The organism is Methylomonas sp. ZR1 (assembly GCF_013141865.1).
Taxonomy (GTDB): Bacteria; Pseudomonadota; Gammaproteobacteria; order Methylococcales; family Methylomonadaceae; genus Methylomonas.
In genome coordinates, this window is sequence record NZ_RCST01000001.1 from 3,036,936 (window position 1) to 3,056,970 (window position 20,035).

The 20,035-nt window shown below is 54.7% G+C and carries 18 protein-coding genes; 12 read left to right on the forward strand and 6 right to left on the reverse strand.

Annotated elements, in window-relative coordinates; genetic code table 11:
• Positions 1-13: 13 nt before the first annotated feature.
• The 5 genes from DDY07_RS13680 to DDY07_RS13700 all read right to left on the reverse strand — a co-directional run bounded on the left by DDY07_RS13680 (position 14) and on the right by DDY07_RS13700 (position 3,312).
• Entirely contained in the window at positions 14-736 is a 723-nt protein-coding gene (locus DDY07_RS13680; protein ID WP_171696267.1) for an SDR family NAD(P)-dependent oxidoreductase, read from the reverse strand.
• On the reverse strand, positions 733-1,254 hold the full coding sequence (locus DDY07_RS13685) for a DoxX family protein (protein ID WP_084153367.1): 522 nt from the start codon (positions 1,252-1,254) through the stop codon (positions 733-735). The genes DDY07_RS13680 and DDY07_RS13685 overlap by 4 nt, the downstream gene beginning before the upstream one ends.
• 3 nt (positions 1,255-1,257) lie before the next feature.
• Positions 1,258-2,034, reverse strand: coding sequence for a DUF2063 domain-containing protein (locus DDY07_RS13690; protein ID WP_051670215.1), 777 nt, complete (start codon positions 2,032-2,034; stop codon positions 1,258-1,260).
• Positions 2,018-2,899 carry a DUF692 domain-containing protein gene (locus DDY07_RS13695; protein ID WP_051670217.1) on the reverse strand — a complete coding sequence of 294 codons (882 nt, stop codon included), beginning with the start codon at positions 2,897-2,899 and terminating at the stop codon, positions 2,018-2,020. Before DDY07_RS13695 ends, DDY07_RS13690 begins: the two co-directional genes overlap by 17 nt.
• A gap of 134 nt (positions 2,900-3,033) precedes the next feature.
• Positions 3,034-3,312, reverse strand: a complete 279-nt coding sequence (locus DDY07_RS13700; protein ID WP_033157967.1) for a DUF2282 domain-containing protein — start codon at positions 3,310-3,312, stop codon at positions 3,034-3,036.
• Positions 3,313-3,580: 268 nt separating this feature from the next.
• On the opposite strand from DDY07_RS13700, the gene DDY07_RS13705 reads away from it, so the two are divergent.
• From DDY07_RS13705 to DDY07_RS13760, 12 genes are all read left to right on the forward strand, one after another.
• Positions 3,581-5,449: a sigma 54-interacting transcriptional regulator gene (locus tag DDY07_RS13705; RefSeq protein WP_171696268.1), complete on the forward strand. Its 1,869-nt coding sequence runs from the start codon at positions 3,581-3,583 to the stop codon at positions 5,447-5,449.
• 403 nt (positions 5,450-5,852) lie between these two features.
• Positions 5,853-7,190: a TolC family protein gene (locus tag DDY07_RS13710; RefSeq protein ID WP_171696269.1), complete on the forward strand. Its 1,338-nt coding sequence runs from the start codon at positions 5,853-5,855 to the stop codon at positions 7,188-7,190.
• A 12-nt stretch (positions 7,191-7,202) separates the two neighbouring features.
• Complete coding sequence (locus DDY07_RS13715; RefSeq protein WP_171696270.1) at positions 7,203-8,372, forward strand: efflux RND transporter periplasmic adaptor subunit; 1,170 nt, start codon at positions 7,203-7,205, stop codon at positions 8,370-8,372.
• 21 nt (positions 8,373-8,393) lie between these two features.
• Positions 8,394-11,462 carry an efflux RND transporter permease subunit gene (locus DDY07_RS13720; protein ID WP_171696271.1) on the forward strand — a complete coding sequence of 1,023 codons (3,069 nt, stop codon included), beginning with the start codon at positions 8,394-8,396 and terminating at the stop codon, positions 11,460-11,462.
• A 9-nt stretch (positions 11,463-11,471) separates the two neighbouring features.
• Positions 11,472-11,798: a P-II family nitrogen regulator gene (locus DDY07_RS13725; RefSeq protein ID WP_171696272.1), complete on the forward strand. Its 327-nt coding sequence runs from the start codon at positions 11,472-11,474 to the stop codon at positions 11,796-11,798.
• 5 nt (positions 11,799-11,803) lie between these two features.
• Positions 11,804-13,267 carry a carbohydrate porin gene (locus tag DDY07_RS13730; protein WP_253734484.1) on the forward strand — a complete coding sequence of 488 codons (1,464 nt, stop codon included), beginning with the start codon at positions 11,804-11,806 and terminating at the stop codon, positions 13,265-13,267.
• 97 nt (positions 13,268-13,364) lie between these two features.
• Positions 13,365-14,309, forward strand: a complete 945-nt coding sequence (locus tag DDY07_RS13735; protein WP_171696273.1) for a PIG-L deacetylase family protein — start codon at positions 13,365-13,367, stop codon at positions 14,307-14,309.
• A gap of 58 nt (positions 14,310-14,367) precedes the next feature.
• Complete coding sequence (locus DDY07_RS13740) at positions 14,368-15,792, forward strand: sensor histidine kinase (protein WP_171696274.1); 1,425 nt, start codon at positions 14,368-14,370, stop codon at positions 15,790-15,792.
• Between the two features lie 91 nt (positions 15,793-15,883).
• On the forward strand, positions 15,884-17,278 hold the full coding sequence (locus DDY07_RS13745) for a sigma-54 dependent transcriptional regulator (protein ID WP_171697796.1): 1,395 nt from the start codon (positions 15,884-15,886) through the stop codon (positions 17,276-17,278).
• A gap of 195 nt (positions 17,279-17,473) precedes the next feature.
• The gene (locus DDY07_RS13750; RefSeq protein ID WP_171696275.1) at positions 17,474-17,656 is read left to right on the forward strand and encodes a hypothetical protein; all 183 of its coding nucleotides are present in this window, start codon (positions 17,474-17,476) and stop codon (positions 17,654-17,656) included.
• 321 nt (positions 17,657-17,977) lie between these two features.
• Positions 17,978-18,241 carry a hypothetical protein gene (locus DDY07_RS13755; RefSeq protein ID WP_171696276.1) on the forward strand — a complete coding sequence of 88 codons (264 nt, stop codon included), beginning with the start codon at positions 17,978-17,980 and terminating at the stop codon, positions 18,239-18,241.
• A gap of 213 nt (positions 18,242-18,454) precedes the next feature.
• On the forward strand, positions 18,455-18,607 hold the full coding sequence (locus DDY07_RS13760; protein WP_171696277.1) for a hypothetical protein: 153 nt from the start codon (positions 18,455-18,457) through the stop codon (positions 18,605-18,607).
• A 659-nt stretch (positions 18,608-19,266) separates the two neighbouring features.
• On the opposite strand, the gene DDY07_RS13765 is transcribed toward DDY07_RS13760, so the two are convergent.
• A complete protein-coding gene (locus tag DDY07_RS13765; RefSeq protein ID WP_171696278.1) occupies positions 19,267-20,013 on the reverse strand; it encodes a toll/interleukin-1 receptor domain-containing protein in 747 nt (248 codons plus the stop codon).
• Between the last annotated feature and the right edge of the window lie 22 nt (positions 20,014-20,035).

Genomic DNA, 20,035 nt, shown 5'->3' on the forward strand with positions numbered 1-20,035 from the left:
TTCGCCAGCGGACTTAAGCTGCGCGTACAGCCAAGCCGACGGCGGTTTTTGCTATTTGCTCTGGATCGGGTGACACCAGCGCTATCGAGTCCGGCGCCGACTGACCGTTCCAAATTTCAGTCAAGCGTTTTGCAGTGAGTGGACCGACAGGGCTGTCCGCATTTTCTTGACCACGCGCACTAACCCAAGCCTTGCATAATCCGGCCATGTCGGCCTTACAGACTGCATAGTAGGGTTGCGCGTTATCGCCTGGGCCGCCCAGGAAAGTGGATACGCAGATGATTTTGGTCGGTGCCAATGCTATAGCCTTTTGCCCGCCGCGTCCGGCAAACTCTTTCAGCGCCTGTCTGACGCATAAAAATTGCTCGACCAGATTTTGCCGCAAAATTTCCCGCCATTGCTCCGGATCTATACCACCAGTCGGCATAGCAAGCGCCAGATCGGCATTCGTCACTAATGTATTCAAGCCGCCCCAATAGACGGCGAGTACATCGAACATACTGTTAACTTGGCTTTCCCGGCTAAGATCGGCTTGAAATATCATGGCTTGTCCCTGCTTAACCCGAATCCGCTGGGCAATGCGGTCCGCTGCCGCGCTTTCGTGCAGATAATTGATCAACACCTTGGCACCGGCAGCGGCATACGCCTCCGCCACCACCGCGCCGATACCACAATCGCCGCGAACCACCAACGCGGTTTGCCCCGATAGCGGCGCTCCGCCGTTCGGGACGTTCACGCATTCTCCCGTTTTAATGCCGACCTGACTGCGCCAACATTCACTGGGAACAAGTAGCGGCTTATCCAGACATCGAGCGACAGTCCGCCCGGCCCTTGCAAGCAACAAACCAACAACATGACGCCCCATTGTTTATGCTGCTCAATGCCGGCACTGCCCAAATCCGGGTAGGAAATCACCGCGACGATATTGAATAGAAACAGCACTATTGCCGCGGTGCGCCCGCAAAGACCCAGTGCCAGTAAGGCAGGACCGATAAGCTCGACTGCGGTGGCCAGCACCGCCGCCAGCCCGGCAGGCAATAGCGGCACGGCGTATTCGTTTTCGAAGAGATATAAGGTGCTGTCCCAGCTTTGGAGTTTCAGCAGACCTGAAACCCAGAACGCATAAGCAACCCAGCAGCGCAGCAGCAAACTGCTCAACGGAGTCAAACTGCCCAGTAACAGGCCGTAGCGACGGCCCCAGCTTTGCGGCCGATAAAACGGCGCTAATAATTTGGCAATGATGTGTGTATGCATGTGTTAGGCATCCGCAAAATAAAAATCGGTTAACAGGCCTTTAAGCAAGCAGCGTTGCAACAGGGTGGGCACGTTCGCATCGGGGTGATCAGTAAGCACGGTCTCGACTGTTCCGCTTAGCGTCGTGCCAATAGCCAACAACCATAGAAATTGATATTCCGCTTGATCCAGACTATCGATTTCGACTTGCCGACCCGGACGGTACAGCAACAAGCAACAAGCCCCGTTACGCAAATCGATGTATTCCCGGCCGGCGTCATCGGCCTGGTTACTGGCCCAGATCCTGGCTATCGGATAGTCCGAGGCGATGAAGCGTGCGCTGGGATGCAGCTTGAAAACCAACCGGCCGTAGGCGGCGGGATCGATTTGTGTCAACACTGTAGCGGACAGTATCGGCGCATCGGCAGCGTGATAGGCTTCGTGCCACAGCCACTCCAGCTTGGCGACATCGGCTAAATAAGCCAAGCTTTGCGCGGCGGCAAACCCGCTTATCAGCTCGGAAAAATGCGCGCCGAATGTCAATAGGCAAGCCGATTGCGGCGGGTAGCTTTTGATGTAAGCAGCAGCCAGCCCGGCAAAAAAGCCCTCACCGACCAGACGGTTCACGACCGGATAGCTGTTGCGCAAGGCCGCCGTTAAACCAAGCCGGGTATTGTTTCGATAAATGGCCAGCCGTTGCTCGGCACTCAGGCCCATCGACTTCACGCCCGCCGGCAACTGTTGGGATTCTTGCAACACGAAGCGGGAAAAATCCCGTTGTAACTCACGCAGCCTGTGCATAAGCCTGCTCCATAAACCTGTCGGCTTTTGCGGCTTCCGCCACCAACACCGGCCAGGGCGGCAGATCGGCATCCCATTCGATCAAGGTCGGACGGCAACCGAAACGCTGTATGGCTGTTTGATAGAGTTGCCAGACCGCATCGCTGACCGGCGCGTTATGGGTGTCGATCAGAATGCTCTGCTCGCCGAATTGATTAACGGTATGCCCGGCCAAATGAATTTCCCCGACCTTGTCCGCTGCTATGGCACTTAAATAATCTGCCGCCTGCCAACCGTGATTTACGCAAGACACGTAAAGGTTGTTCACGTCCAACAAAATCCCGCAGCCGCAACGCCGGGCTAGTTCGTTGAGAAATTCGCTTTCCGTATAGCTGGAAAAGCCGTATTCCAAATAACTGGAAGGATTCTCGATCAACAGCGGTCTGCCTAAATAATCTTGTGCCTGCGAGATGCGCGCAACTAAATGGGCCAACGTCTCATCGGTATAGGGTAAAGGCAGCAGATCGTTCAAGTACCTGCCGCCAAAGGCACTCCAGCTTAAATGCTCGGACACCAGCCCCGGTTCGATCCGCTGAATCAGATCGCGCAGTTGCCGTAAGTGTTGCCGATTCAACGGGTCAACAGAACCCAGCGACATACCAACCCCATGCAAGCTGATCGGATAATCGACTCGGATGGCTTCCAAGTCGCGTAACGGAATACCGCCGTTGCCGAAGTAGTTTTCGCTATGGACTTCCAACCACGCAGGCCGAATGGGTTGGTTTAGGGCATCCCGGTGATGCTGGGAGCGAAGGCCGATTCCGGCTTGCGCCGGAATCGCCGAGCTCACTGATACCTGTTTAGCGAGTGGCTTCGTGAGAGTCATGTGGTACTCGATTTAATGGTGAAAGGGTGTCGTCTAAACAGCGCAGAACCTTGTGAGTGGGATGCCGGCAATCGCTGCCGGCATGACTGCGCTCTTTAACGGTTCGCGCGGCCTAGTAACCGGAGCCTGTGCCGTTATTTCATGTCCGCGGGCGCTTCCATACTGCCGCCGACGATGCGCTCGCAAGTGCCGGCAGGCACGGCGATAAAGGCATCTTTTTGATTATCGGCGGTGGAATGTCCGGCACAGGCATTAGACAGCGTTTTGCAGTCGTTTTTGCCGGCTTTGGCTACGCCGTAACATTTCTCCATATCTTTTTTGTCGGCGGCAAAGGCTAGCGATGGCAAGCCTGACACCCCTAATAAAATCAAAGAAGCCATGGCGGTCGATACAACAGTGTTTACGTTTTTCATCAGTCTTTTCCTAGTCGTTAAATGATTTAGTGGAGTCCACCGATTTCCCGGCAGACGCTTAACTAATGGCAAGCGGCATGCCAAAACGCTTTAAAATAAAACATGCAAATAAAAACAAACACTTATAAATTACCAAGCAAATTCAAGCCGTATCCCAATCGCCGAAAATCCACCAATAGTTGTGGCTGCCGCGAATAGTTGCGGCTTGGTGTTGTGGCGGCCGCTGGTTAGAATGCTATTCAATGCAAGCAACCGGACCATTTCACTCATGCAAACTGTCGACTCGTCGGAACTGGCCATACTGCGGGCGCTGGTGGAAGGCACCGTGCAAACCACCGGCGAGGATTTTTTAAGATCGCTGGTGCGTAGTCTGTGCACGGCCATTGGAGTAGCGAACGGCTTTATCGCCGAATTCACCAGCGACAAAACCCGGATACGATCCTTGGCCTTCTGGGAGCACGGTCAATTTATAGACAATCAGGAATGGGAACTGGCCGGCACCCCCTGCGTCGATGTGCTGGCCGGCAAGTTGTGCCATTACCCGTCGGACTTGGCGAAAATCTTCCCCAAGGAAGAAGGCATAGAAAGTTATCTCGGCGTGCCCTTGCAAGACGCCGACGGCCAGATCCTCGGCCACCTGGCGATATTCGACGAACGGGCAATGCCCGAAGAACCCCGCTTGCTCTACACCTTCAAGATTTTCGCGGCCAGGGCGGCGGCGGAGCTGAACCGGATTCGGGTAGAAGAACTGCGGCAACAGAGCGAACAGCGCTATAAGGATTTGTTCGACGAAGCGCCGATTGCTTATGTGCACGAGGACACCGATACCCGCTTCCAGGCCGCCAACCAGGCCGCCATGCGCATCCTGGGCATCACGCCGGAACAAGTGCCGGGTCTAATTGGTAGTTCCTTCGTACCCGACACGCCCGAAGCGCAACAACGCTTGCAGTTGGCGCTCAAGTCCATCGAAGACGGCACGAATAACGATGGTGTCGTGCTGGAATTGCGCCGCAGGGATAACGATCAGCCGATTTGGATACAGTGGTGGTCCAAACTCGACCCCAGCCGGCAATACATGCGCACCATGTTTATCGACATTACCGAACAGGTGTTGATGGAACGGGAACAGGCCAGGCTGCAAGCGCAAAACCTGTATTTACAGGAAGAAATTAAATCGACGCATAATTTCGACGACATCATCGGCCGCAGTCCGGCGCTGCAATCCTTACTAAACCAAGTCCAGCGCGTCGCGCAGACCGACGCCTCGGTATTGATCCAAGGCGAATCGGGCACCGGTAAAGAACTGATCGCCCGCGCCATTCACGCCGCCAGTCCCCGGAAAAACCGGCCGTTGATTAAAGTCAATTGCGCGGCATTGCCGTCCAGTTTGATTGAAAGCGAATTATTCGGTCACGAAAAAGGCGCATTCACCGGCGCTATCAACAAACGCATCGGCCGCTTTGAATTGGCCGAGGGCGGCACGCTATTCCTCGATGAAGTGGGCGAAATTCCGCTGGATGTGCAGGTCAAATTGTTGCGGGTGATTCAGGAACGCGAATTCGAGCGGGTGGGCGGGCAAGTACCCATCAAGATGGATGTGCGGGTGATTACCGCGACGAACCGGGATCTGCTGACGGAAGTAGCTGAAAAGAATTTCCGCGAAGACCTGTTTTACCGTCTGAATGTGTTTCCGCTGACCACGCCGCCGCTGCGAGAACGGCTGGAAGATATTCCGCTGTTGGTGAACTTTTTGATCGCTAAATTCGCGCCGAAAATCGGTAAAAAAATAACCGGGGTCAGTGGTCAATCTATGCAGCGTTTGCAGCGCTATCGTTGGCCGGGCAATATCCGCGAGCTGGAAAATATCATCGAACGGGCCGTGATTCTGACCGATACGCCGATATTGGACATCGGCCCGGAACAGTTGCCCGCGACGGCCGACGCCGGCCTAAAACTCGTGGCAGCAGGCGGCGACACCAGCCTGGATAGCGTAACCAAAGAGCATATCCTCAGCGTCCTGGGACAAACCCGCTGGGTCATTGAAGGCCCCAATGGTGCCGCGCAACGCCTCAATTTAAAACCGAGTACCCTGCGTTACCGCATGCAAAAATTGGGGATCGCCAAAACCAATCGCTAGCGATGGCCGTTTCGAGAATACGCTATCCCTCAGGCCTTTCGGGCTGAGCGGCGGCGTCGCCCCCCAAACAGCAGGAATGCTGAATAAGACTGATAAAAATCTTGCCCCAGGGTATCTCCGACATTTCGGTATCCCCTGCTTGCCGGCAATCCGCAGCTTCAACTAGCGTGCCTCAGGACCGCGCAGGCATATCAGGCTTAGAATTTTTTCGGCCACGCGCCGACATTAATTGGTTTATATAAACCATTTCTAGTCAATAGAACCGCTAACATCCTAATTCCCGCCGACAAATAAGGTTGAAATAAGCCGAATTTCCTGGACTGCCGATCTCAAATTGGCTTTGGCAGACTACTTGCTTTGAGTGCTTACCAAGCAGACCAATTGCTCAACTCCGGGATAGACCATGCAAACTAAACGTATCATCTACAGTGCGGCACTCGGCTTGCTGGGTGCTATGCTGACTTTCCAGGTCCACGCCCAAAACGTCCCCATATCCCTGGACGAGGCGCTGACGCTGTTTTATCAGCGCAACCTGGATTTGATCGCCGCGCAATACAACATCGACCAATCCCTCGCCGATGCGGTGATTGCCGCGGCGATGCCCAATCCGACCCTGGGCGTGCAGATTTCCGAAATCAGCAACCGGCCCAATATGGGCTCCAATGCCAGCGGCTGCAATCACGATGTCAACGTGTCCTGCGGCCCTGCCGAATATTTTTCCTTCAGCCAACTAATTGAAGTAGCTGGCAAACGCGGCCTGCGCATCCAAAGCAGCGGCTTCGCCACTCAGGCGGCGGAAAGCGACTTCCGCGATGCGGTGCGCATCTTTTCCAACATGGTCGAAGACGCCTATTACGACCTGCTGCTGGCGCAAAAGAACCGCTGGTTGGCGCAGGAAATAGTCGATCATTACCAAACCATTGCCAAAGCCAACCAGCTCAGAATGAACAGCGGCGATATAGCCGAATCCGATTTTCTAAGGGTAAAAATGGAAGCGATGCGCGCGCAATCCGATCTGGATACTGCGCAAACCGCCGTAGAACAGGCGCAAGCCGGTTTGGCGGTGATCTTGCGCTGGCCGAACGACAGCCTGCATTTCGAAGCCAAGGAGCAATGGCCGGACATCAAGGACATCGGCCAAAACCTGTCCAAAGACGAGTTGATGAACAAAGCCCTACAACAACGCCCGGATTTACTGGCCGACAAACAACGGGCCGCCCAGGCCGAAAGAGAACTGGAATTGGCCAGGCGCCTGAAATACCCGGATGTCACCGTCAATGCCGGCTATGCGCGCGACCCCAGCAATAACGCACTCAATTCGTTTTTTGTCGGCGTCAGCGTACCGGTGCCAGTGTTCGATCAATATCAAGGCCAATCCGACAAGGCGGCGGTGGCTTTAAACCAAAACCAACTGGCGGTGGAACAAACCGAACTGAGCATTCGTAACGATGTCGCCAATGCTCTAGCCACCTGGAATAGCGCGGACAAAATCGTCCAGCGTTTCCAAAGCGGTTTGCTGAATGACGCATTGGCGGTGCGCAACAGCGCGGAACTGGCTTACAGCAAGGGCGCTACCGGCGTACTGGACTTTATCGAAGCGCAACGCAGCTATAAAAATGTGATGCGCGATTACAGCCAGACCATGATCAACCGCGCCAATGCCTATTACGACTTGGTCAAAGCCTTGGGCGAGGAAACCGGCATTGAACATGCCACCCAAACGCCCACTCAATTGCCCTAACCACGCATCGACATGAAAACACCTAAGCAACCACTTACCCGTCTCCCCTTACTCTGTGCTTGCTTGTTGGCTGGCGGACTATTGGCGGCCTGTTCCGAGCCCACCGACAAGGCTACCACGCCCCCCAAACCCGCGGCACCGGCTGGCGAAGTCACACTGGCACCCGACTCGCCGAAAAAAGCCTACGTCAAAACTGCGCATTTAACCTTGTCACAACATCCTTTGCTGGAACCTTTGGCCGGCAAAATCGTGTATGACGAAAGCCTGACCTCGCGCATCAGTTCGCCCGTCGCCGGCCGGGTTGTCACCACGCCGATTGCGCTGGGCTCGCCGGTGCAGACTGGCTCGACCTTATTGGAACTCGACAGCCCGGATGTCGCCGATGCGGAAGCCGATTTCGCCAAGGCGCAAACAGCGGTCACCCTCGCCAGCCATGCTTTCGATCGGCAACAGGAACTGTACGCCGGCAAAGCCATTTCCCGCAAGGAGCTGGAACAAGCGCAGAGCGATTTGAGCAGCGCCCGCAGCGACCTGCAACGCGCTACCGACCGCTTGAAAAATCTGCACTTATCCGCTCGCCAAGCCGACGGCCGCTTCGCGCTGCGGGCGACACTGCCAGGCATCGTCGTGGAACGCAACGTCAATCCGGGCATGGAAGTACGCCCGGATTTGGATACGCCCTTGTTTGTGGTTTCGGATCTCAAACATTTGACCGTGCTGATGGAGGTGTTTGAAGTCAACATCGGCAAAATCAAACTGGGGCAGCAAGTCGCCGTGTCGGTACCCGCCTACCCCGACGAGACCTTTACGGCGACGGTGCAGTACATCGGTCAAGTGCTGGACGAAACCACCCGCACCGTGCAAGTCAGATGCAAATTAGACAATCCGGATGGCCGCCTGCTACCGGGTATGTATGCCACCATCAACGTGGAAAGCACTGCGGACGACAAAGCTTTCGTGATTCCATTGACCGCAGTATTTACCGAAGGCGATGCCGATTATGTCTTCACCGCCCTGGATAACAACCGCTACCGCCAACGCCGGGTCGAGATCGGCTTGCGTTTGAAAGACCGGGCGGTCATCACGCAAGGACTGGACGCCAACGAGCAGTTGGTGACAGAAGGCGCGCTGATGCTGCGCGCCGAAGAAGAAGTCGAAACCGAAAGTACCCATCAGCCCTAACGCCTTACCCAGGACCCTATCATGATCGAGCGTCTTATCGCGTTTTGTTTGCAACAACGGCTGATGGTGATCGGTGCCACCTTGGCGATTGCCGTCTCCGGCATCATCGCCTTCGAAAATTTGCCGGTACAAGCCTTTCCGGACGTACAAAACGTCTTTGTGCAGGTCGTCACCCAGTTTCCCGGCCAAGCGCCGGAAGAAGTGGAAAAACAGATTTCGCTGCCCATCGAACGGGAAATGAACGGCTTGCCGCATTTGTTGAATATGCGTTCTGTATCCATCTTCGGCCTTTCGGTGGTAACACTGACTTTCGATGACACCGCTGAAGATTATTTCTCGCGCCAGCAAGTACTGGAGCGTCTGCAATATGCCGAGATTCCCGACGAAGCCAAACCACAACTGGGTCCGCTATCCACCGGCGTCGGTGAGATTTTGCGTTACGTGATCGATGCCAGAAATCTGCCACTGATTGAGCAACGGGCCTTGCAGGATTGGATCATCGAGCCGCGCTTGCGCTCGGTGCAGGGGGTTGCCGACGTGGTCGGTTTCGGCGGCGGCGTGAAGGAATACAAAGTCGCCGCCAAGCCGGACCGCTTAAAAAATTATCGCATCGACCTGAACCAGGTGTTTCAGGCGATTGCCGCCAACAACACCAATACCGGCGGCGGCTACATCGAACACGGCGACGAAGCCCTGGTGGTGCGCGGCACCGGCTTGTTAAAGTCAGCGGAAGAAATCGGCGAAATCGTCGTCACCACCAACGACGGCGTACCGGTGCGCATCAAAGACGTCGCGGACATCAGCGTTGGGCCGCAGCCGCGCAATGGCATGGTGGGCATGAACCAGCGCGACGATGTGGTCGAGGGCATCGTGTTGTTGATCAAAGGCCGCGACGCGGTCAACGTGCTGGATGGGGTGAAACAGAAAATCAAGGAACTCAACGACTTCGGCTTACCGCCGGGCGTGAAGATCACACCATTCTATGATCGCACCGAACTGGTAGGCCACACCATCCATACCGTCGAACACAACATGATAGAAGGCGCGGTGTTGATCCTGATTATCCTGCTGGTATTTTTGCGGCGCTTCGTCGCGGCGCTGCTGGTGACCCTGATTATCCCGCTCTCCTTGCTGTTCGCGTTCATTTTGGTGGATCTGGGCGGCATCTCTGCCAATCTAATTTCCTTGGGCGCCATCGACTTCGGCATCATCGTTGACGGCGCGGTGGTATTGGTGGAAGCCGTGATGGTGCAAGTCACGCTGGATTTGCAACGCAACGCCGATATTCGCCATCTGCGGCAATCGCTGCTCACCACCGCCACTGAAATGGGCCGGCCCATCCTGTTTTCCAAGGCCATTATCATCATTGCTTTCTTGCCGATTTTTACCTTCCAGCGCGTGGAAGCCAAAATTTTTTCGCCGATGGCCTACACCCTGAGCTTTGCACTGGTGGCATCCATGCTGTTCAGCCTAACCTTCATGCCGGCCATGCTCACCTATCTACTGGGCCCTAAGTTGGCAGAACAACACAATCCGCTGGTGCATGCGATGGAACATCGTTACCGTCAAGTGCTGGAGTGGGTATTACGGCATGCGCGAACGGTGTTTATTAGCGCGATCACCGCGCTGGTGCTGAGCTTCATGTCTGTAAAACTAATCGGCACCGAGTTTATGCCCAAACTCGACGAGGGCAATATCTGGCTGACCATCACGCTGCCGACGCCCGTATCGCTGAGCACGGCCAAACAACTGGAACAGCAAGTGCGCGAAACCCTGGAAACCTTTCCGGAAGCCAAAACCATCATCACCCAGCTGGGCCGCCCGGAAGACGGCACCGATCCCAAAGGTTTCAACAACCTGGAAGTGCTGATCGATTTAAAGCCCAAGGATACCTGGCGTTACAAACGCAAAGACGATCTGGTGCAGGCCATGGACAAGGCGCTGGCGATTTTTCCGGGCATACTCACCAACTTTTCCCAGGTGATTCAGGACAACGTCGAAGAAGCCATTTCCGGCGTGAAGGGCGAAATCGCCATCAAAATCTTTGGTAGCGATTTGCAAACCTTGCAGGACAGAGCCGATCAAGTCACGCATATCCTGGCCGGCATACAGGGGGCCACCGATGTCGCCGCCGAACAGCAGGCCGGCCTGGCGCAAGTGATCGTGGATATCGACCGGACCAAGGTTTCCCGCTACGGCATCAATGTCGCCGATGTGGAACGGGTGATGGAAATCGGCATGGGCGGCAAGGCGGCGTCGCAGTTTCTGGAGGGCGAACGCCGGTTCGACATCACCTTGCGTTACGAGGATAGCGCCCGCAATTCGGTGGCCAATCTGGAAAGTTTGACGGTGCAAACCCCAACCGGCCAACGCATTCCGCTCTCCGAGCTGGCCACCATCAAAATCAACCAAGGTGCGTCCCGTATCAGCCGCGAAGACAATATGCGGCGAATTGCCATCAAATGTAACCTAATCGACCGCGACCAAGGCAGCTTCGTGGCCGAGGCCCAACAAAAAGTCGCTGCGCAAGTCGATTTGCCGCCCGGCTATCACATCGTTTGGAGCGGCCAGTTCGAGAATCAACAACGGGCGATGAAACGTTTAGCCATCATCGTGCCTATTAGTTTGGGACTCATTTTCGTGTTGCTGTTCTGGGCGTTCATGTCGGTTAAAAATGCCTTGCTGATCGTGATGAACGTGCCGTTTGCGATGATAGGCGGCTTGCTGATTCTATTGGCTACCGGCATTAACCTAAGCGTGTCCGCCGCCGTCGGCTTTATTGCCTTGTTTGGGATTGCGGTGCAGAACGGCGTGATTTTGGTCTCGCAATTGAACAAATTGCGCCGGGACGGCCAAAAACTGCATGATGCCATCGTCAACGGCTCCGTAAGCCGCTTACGGCCTGTAGTAATGACAGCCTTAATGGCGATGCTGGGTTTATTTCCGGCTGCACTGTCCACCAGCGTCGGTTCGGAAACCGCCAAACCGTTTGCTATTGTCATCATCGGCGGCTTGATCACCGCCACGATTTTGACCTTAACCTTGCTACCCGCTTTGTATCGTTATTTTGCCGAGCCTGACGAGCTTTAGGGGACTACTATGAAAGAAATTCGCGCCTACGTGCAGCCGCACAAGCTCAGCCAGATCACGATGGCATTACTGGAAATACCGGGTTTTCCGGGGATGTCGATCATGGATTGCGAAGGCTTCGGCCGCGAGCGCACTGAACACTCGCAAGATTACAAACCGTTTCTCGTGAAAAAGCGTCTGGAGATTTTCTCACCGGACAACTTAGTGGAGATTATTTTCGAAACCATCCTGCGCACGGCCCATAGCGGGCATCATGGTGACGGCAAGGTGTATATTCTGGACGTGCTGGAAGGCGGCCGCGTCAGCAGCGGCGAACGGGATAAGGATTTGGGTTGATTCCTATGGACATTCGAGCCGTCGTCGCAAATAGCTGCGCTGTAACAGTGGCGTTGCTGCTCTGGGTGGCCAACGCCAAGGCCGAGCAACCAATCGATGACTCTAAAGACGGTAATTTTTCCTTTATGCAGCTGCTGGCCGACCACGACCTGCACGATACGGCCGACGAACGCTGGAATGCCTATGGTCAGGCCACTTACATATCCAGCTGGAAACCGGCCTTCCCTGCTCAATACACCAACCTCAACGGCACCCCGCATTCGCTGCTGCCCAATGCCGAGCGCGCCTTTACCGGCACCGTCACCGCCTATTTTGGCTTGAAAGCCTGGCAAGGCGGCGAAATTTATTTGGCGCCGGAGATGATTTCCGAACTGCCCTTGTCCGACCTGAAAGGTCTGGGCGGCAGCATCCAAAACTTTGAATTGCAAAAGTCCGGCTCGGTGAGCGCTACTTGGTATAAATCGCGTTTCTACTTAAAACAGACCTTTAATCTGGGTGGCGACAGCCATGCGGTGAGCTCCGGCCCACTGCAACTGGCAGGCAGCGCCGACAGCCGGCGGTTGGTGATCACCGGCGGCAATCTCAGCATCCTGGATATTTTCGATAAAAACAGCTATGCCGCCGACTTACGCCAGCAGTTTCTGAATATGGCGTTTCTGACCAACGCCGCTTACGACTTTGCAGCCGACGCCCGCGGTTATAGCGTGGGGTTGGCAGCGGAATACTATTTTGACGACTGGACATTTCGATTGGGTCGCTTCGCCACACCGCAAAATCCGAACGACTTGCCGCTGGATTTTCGGCTGTTCAAATATTACGGAGACCAAATGGAACTTGAGCATCGCCATGAGCTTTTCAAGCAACCGGGTGCCGTCAGACTCTTAGCCTATCGGAACCGCGAACGGATGGGACGCTGGGACGAGGCCATCGCCGCCTACCAGGCCAATCCGGCGCAAAACGCCGCTACTTGCACAAGCTTTAATTACGACTCTACGAACAGTAGCGCCCCCGATCTATGCTGGGTCCGCAAAGCCAACGTCAAAATAGGCATAGGCATCAACATCGAGCAACAGTTAGTTGATGGTGTCGGCGTATTTTTACGCGGCATGGTCAGCGACGGCAAAACCGAAGTGTATTCCTATACCTCGGCGGATCGCTCGCTCTCCTTCGGCAGCTTAATCGGCGGCGACAGTTGGGGCCGGCATTACGATGCTCTCGGAGTCGCTTACGCTTGCAGCTGGATTTCCGCCGGACATGCCGAGTATTTGCGCCTGGGCGGTGTGGACGGTTTTATCGGTGACGGCAATCTGCGTTACCGGCCCGAGCAAGTGGTGGATATTTATTACAAACTGCGCCTGCTGCCCTCCGCCTGGATGACCCTGGACTATCAGCACATCGCTAACCCCGCCTACAACGCGGATCGTGGGCCGGTTGATGTCTATGGCGTCAGAGCGCATTTTGAGTTCTAGGCAAAACTTCAGGAGTTCCCATGCCCCCTCTTTAAAACATCTAAGCCTTTGTCTGCTGTTACTGCTTACTCCGCACATTAGCGTCGCGGAACAATCTTTGGCAATTGGCGAGGGTGAACGCCTACTGGTGCTGGCGCCGCATCCCGACGATGAAAGTTTAAGCGCTGCCGGACTCAGCCAACAGGTTTTAGCCCGAGGCGGCACAGTGCGCAGCTCAGTCGTCACAGCCGGCGATGCTTACGTCGGCGCGGTGATGCTGGATAGCGGGAAGCGCAACCCATCGGCAGCGGATTATCTGGACTTTGGCGAAAAGCGGTTGGAAGAGTCGCGGCGCGCGGCTCAGCTGCTCGGCAATGGTTTTATCCATCTGGATTTACTCGGATTCTCGGATGGCAGTATCTACTCGGCGTTAATCTCGCATTGGCGGCGCAACCAGCCGATGCGCTCCGAATATACCGGCTTTGACCACGTCCCCTATCGAGAATCCGAAGATCGGGGACTTGCCCAAGACGGCCAGGATCTACTCAACGAGCTGGTAGCCATCCTGCGCGATACCAAACCGACGATTATCGCCTTCCCGGATGTGATGGAAAACGATTCCGACCATGCCGGCTTGGGTATGTTTACCTTACTGGCCGTCCATCAGTGGCTATTGGAAAACCCCACTCCACACCTACAGCCCAAATTGCTGGCCTATCTGATTCATTGGCAACACGGCTGGCCTACCGGCTCAAACTGGGGCATTCCACAGGACTGGAGCGATCAACCGCTGGTATTGCCCGCTGATTTGCCGTTGCGCGGCCATAGCCGAGCTTGCGTCAATCTATCGCCCGCGCAAATTGATTTAAAGCGGGCTGCGCTGGCCGAATACAAAACTCAGCAACGCATCATGGGCGATTTTTTGTCGGCCTTCGTACGCAGCAGCGAGTGCTTTACCCTACTCAAGCCCAACGACGGCAACCGTATCGAACAGGTTTTGGCGCATTGGCGGCAGGTACGCAAGACATTTGATAATCATCCCTTGAGTCGGCGTAAAATTTGAAAGGATCTGCCCGCAAACTGGCGCTGCGCTTGGCCGTCAACAACCTGAGATCTCGAATATGCTAAAACTTTTGCTACGTCCGGTCATTTTCGTCACGATCGTGATGAGCATATTGGTGATCGGCGAACTGCTGGCCATTGGCCGCCTGACCTGGCGCAATCATCAACGCATCCAGACCATAGAAACCGACATTGGTAAAGGCCACCATTTGGAAGAAACGATCTTCGAGTTGCTGGAGTTGCAATCCCAATTGGCCTTGCATCGCAGCAATCCTGACCTGTCGGCCGAACACCTGAATGACATACAAGATCGACTGCTGGATTTACTGCAAGCCCACAACAACGGCACTGATTTCACGGTCTCGGTCGATTTGAACACCCTGCAAGCCAAATTCGCCGCCGCCAGCAACGGCGACGCGCAGGCGCTGATCGATTCGGTGAATATGATCCGCCAGGTATTGGACAGACAAACCAACGAAGAAGAAAAAATGTTGATCGGGGTTGAAGACGACAGTCAACTGGAACTGCAACTTGCGGTCATTTTGCCGCTGCTGCTGTTTTGGATAGGCCATTATTTCTTTCGCAACAATGTGTTGGAGCCGCTGGATGCCTTACGCGACCTGCTCTCCGGCCTGGCAGAAGGCGTGAAGCAGCCGATCACGCGCGAAACGGCCGACCCGATCTTGCGAGACTTGTTCGACCGCTACAATCATTTGGTCGAGCACTTGATCGAACTGGAACAGGAGCATCTGCATTACACCAATCGCCTGGAGCAGCAAGTGCGGCAGACCAGTCACGCTTTACTCGAACAAAGCCAGCGCCTAGCCAAAGCCGAGCGCTTGGCAGCCTTGACCGAAATGGCCGCCAGCACCGCCCACGAATTGCGTAATCCACTGGCGATTATTCAATTTGCGCTGGAAAATTTGCTGTCCGAAGCCATCGACCCCGATCTGCGCCAGCGTATCGGTCTATTGCATAGCGAAGTGCAACGCTTGACCAACCACCTGAATGACCTGCTGAGCTCGGCGCGCCACGGCAATAAAATCGCTCAGCCTACCGATGTAAATACGGTGGTCAACGACTTGATCACGCTATTTAAATACCAGGCCACCGATAAAATCCAATTTACGGTGCAGGGCAAAGCCGACAGTTCCTTGATGCTGCCGGAAATCGAATTCCGCCAAGCCCTGTTAAATTTGTTGCAAAACGCTGTGCAGGCCATCGGCACCCGCAACGGTAGCGTAGCGGTGCTTATTGCCCAAGACGCCCAGCGCCTGTCGCTGACGGTGGTTGATAGCGGCGACGGCTTCGATGAGGCCTTTTTGCGGCAAGGCATTCGTCCGTTTGTCAGCTTGAAGGAGAAAGGCAGCGGCTTGGGATTGGTGATGGTGCAGCGCTTCGCCAAAGACCTGGGCGGCCAGCTCAAACTGGACAACGATGCCGCCGGCCACGGCCGGGTCAGCCTGAGCTTACCTTTGATTTGAAACGACACACCCGCACAAATTCCAGCAATGCGCCAGCGAATACCCGTAAGTCGCATACAATGCCGTAACTCGCAAACCAGCCATAACCATGATGACCAATACCCTGTTAATTATTGAAGATGAAGCCCTGTTAGCCTCCGAATTGGCGCGTTACTTTAGCAAGGGTGGCTGGGAAGTCAGCATTGCCCATTCCCTGCAACAAGCCGAACAGTTTCTCAGCGGACAAGCGCTGGACCCGCTGGTGGTGTTATCGGATATGAACCTGCCGGACGGCAACGCGCTGGATTTGCTGGAGAAACTCAAACCGGAAATCGGCAGCAGTGAATGGGTGTTTCTGACCGGCTACGGCAGCGTCGCCGATTCGGTGCGCGCGGTGCGCCTGGGCGCGTACGACTTTATCGAAAAACCCTGCTCGCTGGACCGCTTGAATCTGTTAGTGGAAGGCGCCGCCCGTAGCGCTCGCGCCCAACGCCGCCTGGAACAACAAACCGCGTCGCAAAACCATCAATACAGCATCGACAGTTTGATCGGCTCCAGCCCGGCCATGAACCAGCTGCGGGCCATGCTGAAACAAATTGCCAACGTGCCCTTCTCCAGCCTGATCGTCAGCGGCGAAACCGGCACCGGCAAGGGCATGATCTCCCGCATTCTGCACTATTCCGGCAGCCGCGCCGCGGCACCCTTGGTGGAGATCAACTGCGCGGCCCTGCCGCGCGAATTGTTGGAAGCCGAATTATTCGGTTACGAAGCCGGCGCCTTTACCGGCGCGAAAAAACGCCATCGCGGCCTGTTCGAGCAAGCGCATACCGGCACGCTGTTTTTGGATGAAATCGGTGAAATGGACCTGGATTTGCAAAGCAAGCTGTTAAAAGCCGTGGAAGATCTACGCATCCGCCGGGTGGGCGGCGAAACCGAGATAAACATCGATGTCCAAATCATCGCCGCCACCAACCTGGACCTGGTGGAAAAAGTGGCCGAAGGCTTGTTCCGCCGCGATTTGTATCATCGCTTAAACGTCATCAACATCCGCATGCCGGCCCTGCGCGAACATAAGCAGGACCTGGATCAATTGGTGCCGCAATTCATCGCCGAATGCAATCGCAAATCGGCCAAGTCGGTCAGCCACATTCCGGAGCAAGCCTGGCAGATGCTGAAAAGCTACGATTGGCCCGGCAATATCCGCGAGCTGCACAATGTGCTGGAGCGCTGCGTGTTGTTGTCCAACGATCATAATTTGCCGGTGGAATGGTTGCAGCTACAAGCCCCGCAAGCGACGACGGCCACACACAACGCCAAAGTCAATCAGGAAGGCGTGTTCATTCCGCTGGACGGCAGCATCAGTCTGCACGAAATGGAAAAATTCATCATCCAGGAAGCGCTAAACCGTAATGACGCCAACGTCACCGGCGCGGCGCGGATGCTAGGCACCACCCGGGAAACATTACGCTACCGGGTACAGAAGTATCATTTGAAATGTAAATTTTGAGCAGAGCTGGTGCGGGTTGGCTAATACGGGAGAGATTTATCTCGGGCAAAAAAATGCGCCCTGCCTGTCCGAAGAACTTCGACCAAACAGAGCGCCACGTCCACACATGAGAACAGGTAGGAGTAACAACACAATCTAAGTAGAGCAAAGTTGATGCCAAATAGCCGACGCCTTGATTTTTATGGACTTATGCGAATGGCAGCCGATAAAACGCCGGGAGATTTGCACCAGATACAACCAAAATCCGGCTGTTTTGCACCAGGATGGCTCAATTGGCGTGTCCACACCGATGGTTGCGTTCACGAAGCGCAGCATTCGACAAATTTGTGGGGCGTTATCGCTCAGAACCCAACGATTGCACAAAATTACGCCAATTAACAAGCTCGCGGCGAGATAGCTCGAGTTATTTTGGAGAACCGTGGAGAAAAAGACTCGACGCATTTAGAAGAAATGCCAGGATAACCAAGCAGGGTTTCCCGCCGACGAATTCAAACCACCAAGCGACCAAAGCCGGATATCTGGCGCTCGAATGTTCAACCCGCGCAGCTACAAAAATCGAGTCCGGCCTACCGAATTCTTTTAGGGCGCATCAGCGATAGCGCCATGCGCCGAATGATTTAACACCAACAGACGGCCCATGACGGATACGTCTATTAACCCCTTACGGCCTTGTTCTGAAACTTACCCCGGAGTCCACCCATGAGAAAATTAATTTTTGGTACATTACTAGCCGCCATCACCCAACTTAGCTACGCCAAGCCTCCAGAAGCCCGCTCCCTGCCGCTGGAGCAGATCAGTATCGAACACATCGATCTTCAAGGCCAACTCCGAACCTGGAAACTCAATAAGGTGTGTATCGACCAGCAAGCTTACCTGCTGCTGATGAAAGGTTTGACCGAACCGATCAGTATCTCGCCGTCCTTCAAAGATGGGAAACCGGAGCAATGCGTAGTCGCAGACTAAAGCCGGAAACGCTTACGATTATTCCTGCCTATGGTTTTATCGGGGTGGTTTTCTTCGCGTATGCCGTGCCAAGCATCGGAGCTTTTGAACGAGCAAATCAGCAAGATAGCCGACTTGCATGCGTAGGACCCGAAGTTTTGTAGGGCGCATTAGCGATAGCGTCATGCGCCGAATAATTTAAAGTCGACATACGGCGCAATACGGCTACGCCTATTGACGCCCTACGAATTGCGCCTTACGGCCTTGAATAAGGTGTGTATCGACCAGCAAGCTTACCTGCTGCTGATGAAAGGTTTGACCGAACCGATCAGTATCTCGCCGTCCTTCAAAGATGGGAAACCGGAGCAATGCCGAGTCGCAGACTAAAGCCGGAAACGCTTACGATTATTCCTGCCTATGGTTTTATCGGGGTGGTTTTCTTCGCGTATGCCGTGCCGAGCATCGGAGCTTTTGAACGAGCAAATCAGCAAGATAGCCGACTTGCATGCGTAGGACCCGAAGTTTTGTAGGGCGCATTAGCGATAGCGTAATGCGCCGAATAATTTAAAGCCGACATACGGCGCAATACGGCTACGCCTATTGACGCCCTACGAATTACGCCTTACGGCCTTTCCCGTATGCCGCGCCGAGCACCGGAGCTTTTGGATGGACAAATCGGCAGGATAGCCGATTTGCATGCGCAGCACCCGAAGGGCGAGGTACATGGATGTACCGAGTGAGCAGCCCGTTAGGGGCGCCGCAGGGATGCGGCGCGTTGCCGAAGGGGCAGGAAGCCCCTTTCGGCAACCACGTTCAAAAGCGAGGAGCGCAGGATATAAGCGGCATCCGGGTGTCTTTTCTTTTGGATACTTTTCTTTGGACAAGCAAAGAAAAGTATCTCGGCTGTCGGGCCGAGACCCGACATTAAAATAAAGCGTGGCAATTCAACACGATGTGAACGATCTCGCGACCGATGCGCTTCACTTTGTTCAGCACATCCTATGTGCTAGGTCCGGTGGAATGATGGGTTAGCCAGCCGGTTGAGATCATGTATGTATGTGTCGAGAAATTGCGTGACAAAGCTCTTCTAATGCGTCAGCGTAGTCACCCCTGAAGTCAGCATACTTCTTGGTCTTCAGAAGCGTTGGGACCATGCAGTCGTCTATCAGTATGGGCAGGACAGCTACTCGCTCTTGATTGATTTCATCCCAATATTTACTGTGCCATTCGTTCTCCACCCATCGCGACTCAACCGCACTCTTGGACAAAACAACTGCTACGAAATCTGAATCCTCTAGACCTTCGGCTACTCTCTTGGGTATTGATTCACCGATGAGGATTTCCCACTCGTCAAGCCACACCTGATGACCAATATGCTTTAGGTCGACAGCAAGACCACGCACAAATCCTTTGTCCTTTGAGGAATGTGAGAGAAAGAGTTTCGCGCCGCGCTCACTCTGTGTGAGACGGGCGGCAAACAAACGATCACCGAGAATGCTGTCAACCAGGTGAAGCTCCTCAAGTGCATCAACTCGGATATCCCCTTCAACCGAATTGCCCTTGAGCGGACTAAGTAACCAAAATAGTTGTTCTCTACGGCGGAATAGCTGCTGTGTATTTGGCTCAGCAAGGTATGAAAGGGGAATGCAATGGTAGTAGGGCGATATCCCGAACGAGGAAAACTTTACTACCCCAATAGAACTACGGCCAGTGTCTGCATCGTCATCGTAGAGCCCGATTCGCCCTCGAAACTTTCCGCGGGTAACAATTATAGGTCCGAAAGGTAGCTTCATTGGTAGCAAGTCGTGAGGATGG